This is a genomic window from Chamaesiphon sp. (assembly GCF_041737865.1).
GTDB lineage: Bacteria > Cyanobacteriota > Cyanobacteriia > Cyanobacteriales > Chamaesiphonaceae > Chamaesiphon.
This window is the reverse complement of the sequence record NZ_JBGSQZ010000278.1, coordinates 1-6282: the sequence shown is the minus strand read 5'-3', so window position 1 is coordinate 6282 and position 6282 is coordinate 1. Positions and strand designations below refer to the sequence as shown.

The 6282-nt window shown below is 47.0% G+C and carries 3 protein-coding genes and 1 pseudogene; 1 reads left to right on the top strand and 3 read right to left on the bottom strand.

Annotated elements, in window-relative coordinates; genetic code table 11:
- Nucleotides 1-120 precede the first annotated feature (120 nt).
- Nucleotides 121-636 (top strand): annotated as a pseudogene (locus ACEW9J_RS21105) (Uma2 family endonuclease); the annotation flags it as partial.
- 293 nt (nt 637-929) lie between these two features.
- Here the strand turns inward: ACEW9J_RS21105 and ACEW9J_RS21100 are convergent.
- The 3 genes from ACEW9J_RS21100 to ACEW9J_RS21090 all read right to left on the bottom strand — a co-directional run bounded on the left by ACEW9J_RS21100 (nt 930) and on the right by ACEW9J_RS21090 (nt 6048).
- Entirely contained in the window at nt 930-4964 is a 4035-nt protein-coding gene (locus tag ACEW9J_RS21100) for a glycerophosphodiester phosphodiesterase family protein (RefSeq protein WP_373547055.1), read from the bottom strand.
- Between the two features lie 251 nt (nt 4965-5215).
- Nucleotides 5216-5407, bottom strand: a complete 192-nt coding sequence (locus tag ACEW9J_RS21095) for a hypothetical protein (RefSeq protein ID WP_373547054.1) — start codon at nt 5405-5407, stop codon at nt 5216-5218.
- Between the two features lie 230 nt (nt 5408-5637).
- On the bottom strand, nt 5638-6048 hold the full coding sequence (locus tag ACEW9J_RS21090; protein WP_373547053.1) for a hypothetical protein: 411 nt from the start codon (nt 6046-6048) through the stop codon (nt 5638-5640).
- Nucleotides 6049-6282: the final 234 nt, after the last annotated feature.

Here is a 6282-nt window from a genome sequence, read left to right as displayed (position 1 = left end):
CAGACGATCGAGAAGAGTAGAACCGTTCATCCGAGTTTCAGCTAGAGCGTTCGTAACTTTAGCGAAGCCATGATTTTCTACTCTTTTCTTTCCCTGTCTACTTTTGAGCCACTTGTGTCAGGCAGCCAGCACGCTCGCTTTGCTGACTTGTTTACAATTATTTTTGGATTTTGGGCATTTTTGCATCCAGAACCAGCGATCGAATCTTTTGGTGGTTGCTCGATCGAACGAGCCGAAACTCAGCAGGTAAGCGCGCCGGATTTGGTGCTGTATGTAGGCGAGAATATTTCTAAATGGCAACCTAGCAAATCGCGCCGCATCGATCTGAGTCGTCAGCGGTTGCCCGATTTAGTAGGGGAAATAGCCGATACTAGTCTCGATATCGGTCTCGACGAGCAAAAACAAATTTATGCTAGCTTGGGCATTGCCGAATATTGGGTTGTCGATGTCAAAGGAATGCGATTGTTTGCCTTTGGTTTGAATGTTAAGGGTACCTACGAATCAATTCGAGTTTCTAACGTGTTAACGGGATTATCGATCGAATTGGTAGAGCAAACAGTAGAACGGCTGGCGACGGGAACAAATACGGCAGCCGCTAATTGGCTGATGCAACAGTTACAGCAGCTAGGTGGATAGCCACAAACCTCATGTGTTGCTGGTTAATGGCTTTAATACTACTCCCTTCCCAGTATCAAATTAGACATCTAGCTTAGGGCGTGAATGGTGAATGGTGAATGGTGGATGGTGAATCATGATGTCTATTACTTGAGTGGGAAGGGAGTAATTTAACTGAATCTTACAATCTGTAGGTATCAAAAAAAATCGACATAACTCATCAATTTCTGGATGAATTATACCGATTTTTCAATTTTCATTAACTAATTGCGATGTTCGATTCACCATAGGCGAAGCTACGCGATCGAGTGGGATTAGATAAACGCAAAGTTAGCTGCGGTGAGAGTATTAGTCTCAACTCCAGTTAAAGTCGCGATCGTGTTACCGCCGAGTGCGATATTATTACCAGTCCGAGTCAAATCGGTAAATTTAACTCCGCCAATAAATCCTAAGACATCAGTGCCGATTTGGAAATCGACGATCGTACTTGCACTTGCTGGAGCTTCGCCGTTATAAATCCAGAATTGGTCGGCACCAGCACCACCAGAGAGGATATTACCGCCGCCAGTGCCGACAAAGAACTTGTCGTTACCATCGCCACCTAAAGCGCGACCATTGGCACCGAGGAACAGGGTATCATTACCAGCACCGCCAGAAATTCGGTAATCTTTGGCATCGGTCGCTTCAAAAATATCGTCGCCAGCACTGCCAAACACGCGATCGTTATTGCCGACATAAATGGTATCGGCACCGCTACCCGCATCGATCCGGTTGAAACCAGTATTGACACCGCCGATCGGTACATCTACAGTGTCGTTACCCGCACCAGTAAAGACGCTGGTATTGAAACCGCTAAATCCTGGGGTTACGCCTGCGAGGAGAATGTCGTTACCTGGCGTACCCGCAACTAAGGTTGGTGCGGGTACTGGTGCGGCACTCAAACCGACGCGGGGGTCGATGTTCAAGGGTTTGTCGAGGGTAATTTGGACGATTTCGGTATTGTCGATGCCTGGGGGACGACCGATCGAGAAGGGATAGTTGTTATCATTACCAACCAAGATGGTATTCGCATCGATAACTAAGATACTCTCGATCGTCACGAAGGGCATCCGGTAAGTAGTGCTACCATCTTTATTTAAGTCCAACGGGTCGGGAATATTCAACAAGTCGGCGACTTCTTCTTTGGCAACATTGCCGTTAGCATCTTTCTTTGACAAATCTACTTTGTAGATCTTCTTGAATTTAGCTAGATCGCCTTGTCCGCCGTCGCGTTCGATGACCAGATACTCGTTATTATTAACAACGGTCATGTCACCGATCGCATTTCCGACCGCTTCCATTTTGTAGAAACCGAGTTGACCCTTGTATTTCTGGCTAACAACATCAAATTCATAAATCCGCAGCGAACCAGCAGGGTCGCCAAATACCGTACCCTCTAATAAGGGATACAAGGTATTTTTGTCAGGACTGATTGCCATACCTTCAAATCCGCGCGAACTGGCCAAATTATCGACAGCAGGCATTCCGGCGAGTTTGTCGCGTACCAAGTCACCCGTCCCAGGGAAATCGGTGAAGAAGGCATCAACGCCTGAGTTGATAAATTGCTCTAGTTCTTTTTTCGGGTCGCCTTTGTAGTCCGAAGCGAGGAAGAAACTTTCACTGCGGAAGGTATAGGGATGTACCTGTAAACCAGCCGCATGAGCGTCTTTGACCAAAGTTGTGGGGGTACCCAGAACTCGATCGGCATCACTGATTTGACCGTCACCATTGAGGTCATCTGGTGTCCCATTTTTATCGAGATCGACAGTAGCCGCAGGCACGATCAGGCGTTTGTCTGGGCCGATTCCTACTGCATACTTGGCGATATTTGTCAACTCTGCGGGCTTGGTGAGGTCGCCATAAGTCCGCACATCACCACTGAGGGTGAAGTCATAAGGTTTACCAGCAGCACCGCCGAATAACTGCACCAGCGGGATGTCGATCTTGGCGGCGGGCATGATTTTGTCATTAATCTCTTTGAGGTTGGCAACTTCAAAGGATTGGATGAACACCCGTTTGGGGTCGGTGAAGTTGCTAGCAACTAAGGTGTCAACGAGTTTTTGACCGAGATTGACATTGATTTTGGTCGTACCATCGAGGAGCATACCCTGGGAGGCAAAGAAGCTGGGGTGCTTGGTTTCGGGGTAGATACCGATTTTGCGTCCGGTATCTTTTTCGACTTGTTTGACTAAATCGATGACTTCTTGGAAGGTGGGAACTTTGAGTCCATCGTTGTCATATTTGGTACCGCGTAGGGCTGGTAGCCGCTCGATCGCATTCAGCGTCTTGACTTCAGCGAGGGTGAAGTCTTCAGCAAACCAACCGCCAACTTTAATACCATCGAGGGTTTTAACAGTTAAGCGGCTGGCAAATTCGGGCTTGAGATGGACGTTAGTACTGGTGTTGGTAGTCGTAATTTCAAATTTACCAGCACTATCCCGCTTGATGGTACCATCAGCATTCAAGGCAACAACGGCTAACATCGGCTCGTGACGAGCGATGAGTACGCCATCTTTGGTGACTACTAAATCCGGCTCGATGAAATCTGCACCATCCGCGATCGCGAGTTTATAAGCTTCTAGCGTGTGTTCTGGGCGGTTGCCACTTGCACCACGGTGTCCGAGGACTAGTGGGGCATTACCATCTAATGTTTGGAAGGTAGTTTTTGCTAGGACATCGGGGTTTTGGGGCGATCGTACAACTGGGCTAGTCATTTGGTCGCGTACCAAATCCGCAGTACCAGGGAAGTCTGAGAAAAAGCCATCAACACCCGCATTGATAAAGGCTTTATATTCCTCTGCGGGGATGCCATTGTAGTCAGATGCCAACCGTCGCGCTTCGTTACGGAAGGTATAAGCATGAACGAGCAAGTTATTCGCATGAGCATCCTTGACCAAAGATGTCGCGGGGAGTAGTGTTCGATCGGTATCGTTAACTAAGCCATCTTTATTGACATCATCGGCTTTGCCATCACCATTGGCATCCACACCCTTACTAGAGATAATCATCGGCTTCCACGCGCCAATCCCATCCGCATAGGTCGCAATCTCTTTCAATCCAGCTACCGTCTGGAGGTCAGCGTAAGTGCGTTTGTCACCTTTGACAGTAAAGTCATAGGGTTGCTTGTTGACATCTTCATAACTGAGCGAACCATCGAGGTTGACATCATAAGCATCCAACAACTGCACTAATGGAATGTTAGTTTTACCGTTGAGTTCCTTGAGGTTGGCAACTTCAAAAGATTGGATGAAGACGCGGCTAGGGTCGGTGAAACCTGTCTTGGCGAGAGTTGCCAGCAGGGGTTCTTCGAGCGATAAACCCAGATTGTCATGGAAGGTAGGGTGCTTGGTTTCAGGGTAGATGCCGATCTTTTTACCAGTGTCAGCTTCTACTTGCTTGACGAGATTAATGATTTCTTCGAGCGTGGGAATTTCATACAAGTTATTAAATACTTGAGTCCGTTCGCTCTGCGGCATAATTGCCCGAATGGTCTTGATTTCTGCCAAAGTGAAGTCGGAAGCAAAAAAGCCTTCTTCTGCGACCCCATCGACGATTTTGGTCGTCTTGCGGCTAGCAAACTGAGCCAGATCCTTGACGTTGGTAGTGTTAATCATGTTTGGCTCATGCCGCGCGATTAATACGCCATCTTTGGTCGAAACTAAGTCCGGCTCGATGAAGTCCGCACCACGTTCGATCGCCAGTTTGTAAGCACCTAATGTGTGCTCTGGTAGTTCGCCACTCGCGCCACGATGTCCGATGACGATCGGAGCTTTACCGCCCAAAGTTTTGAGCATACTAGCAGCCGGATTGGGAGTCGCGATCGGCGCATCCAATAATTTACCTGTAGCATCAAAATGTAAGAGATAGGGGCCGAATTCTTCACCCACCCAGATCGAACCATCTTTGGCAAGAGTGAAGGACTCGATATCAAAGTCCGCTCCGGTTAATAATCGATCGGTAGTAGTATTATTGACGATCGAGAATCCCGCTTTTTTATCTGGGTCGGACAACTGAATAAAGTTACCAACTTTGACAGTTCCATCGCCACCCAAACCTTGAAAACTGGGATTTGCTTGGTAAATTCTGAGTAGAAAGTCAGCACTATTGGCTTTAGCACCATAGCCATTATCAGGCATGAACCAGTAGTTGCCATAGATATCGGCAAACTGAACTGCGCTCAAACCTTGGACGGGTTGACTAGAGAACGGAATAGTCCGACCGTTGGTGGTACCAGTAATGAAGGCACCAGATTGTGGGCCAGGAGCAAAAGTATCAGCAGGAAGCGATGCGAAGCCTTTTAATGTTGTCATAGTCAGTTGGTGTTTTCTATGAGGATGATTGGAAATCTGCTAGTAACGACGCGATCGGGGGGCTAATTTAGTAGTGCCAACTTTGAGTTAGGAATAGATGCGATCGCGATTTATTGAGCTGTAGCTAATAATTTTTAGAAAATAATGACAACATCACCATATCAGTCACAGGTTAAGGATTAGTTATTTCAAGGTGCTATTTTTTACACAATATAGATATTTTTAATTGCAGAAAATGTGATGATTTAACTTTATTTTAGGTTGAGTATCATGTGGTAATTTGCGTCAGTACCCGCCGCTGCAAAGTGAGTAGTGTTACCGATGTTTTGAGTGTTGAGAATGGTTTGGGTACCACTAGCCGCAGTAACGGAGGTGATGACATCGCTGGTAAACGGCACTGTAGTAGGGCCGCCGACCTGCTTCAAATTGGTATCGGCATTCACACCTTTTTTGGCGGTAGGCCCATTAATACCGATCGTCAGGGAGTTATTACCAGGATCGATAGCATTGAAGGCATCACCATTGTGCAGTGTGCCATCGGGATCTCGCGACCGGTAGACAGCCGCAAATCCATTAGCAGTTTTGGCAGCAATGTCAGAGACAAACTGCGGCAGAATGGCTTTGGTAAGTAGTTAGACATAATTAATTACACAAGATTTTGCTTGAACATCTTCTAAGTAAAAGATTTGAGAATTGCCAGTGTGTAATTAATTCTGTACAGGTACTTAGTAGCGTCAGCGAAATATTTCTGTTGCTGGGCGGTAGAATTGAGGGTACCCGCAGTGGTCAAATTTCCTGACAGCTGATTGCTGCGAAGGCTGCCAATCGTCGTGGCTGGGTTAGTCGTGTCCGGAATGTTGATGCCGATTAAACCTGCGTTATTTAGGTCGTTGGCGATCGTCGTACTTAAAGGTACCCCACTTTGCGAACCAACTGAGTTGACAGGTGGTGATGTCGCGTTAGCGATCGCATTGATGTAGGTAGCATCATCGACAATGACAGTCTTGGGGATAATATTGGGAGTTGTAGCATTGCCCGTCCGCACGATGGCGAACGGCTTTGATATCGTTGACGTTAGCTGCACCGCGAGGTATGGCAACCGCCAAGGCGGTTAAGACAGAAAGAGCGGATAATAGACAAGCAAGCCCTGACTAAGTACTGAATGATGCCAAAGCCATATAAACCCCGTCTAACATGAAACCCGTAGTTTCTCTTCTTCAGGATCGAGGTGATTTTTCACCCATAATCGATCGGCAAGAGAAATAGGCGATCGATTGATACGATGCTGAAAATCATCAACAGCTCGAATTAAATCGCT

Bases quoted from the DNA above. Each gene is read 5' to 3' on its own strand.
- ACEW9J_RS21100 (WP_373547055.1), bottom strand. From the start codon at position 4,964: ATGACAACATTAAAAGGCTTCGCATCGCTTCCTGCTGATACTTTTGCT.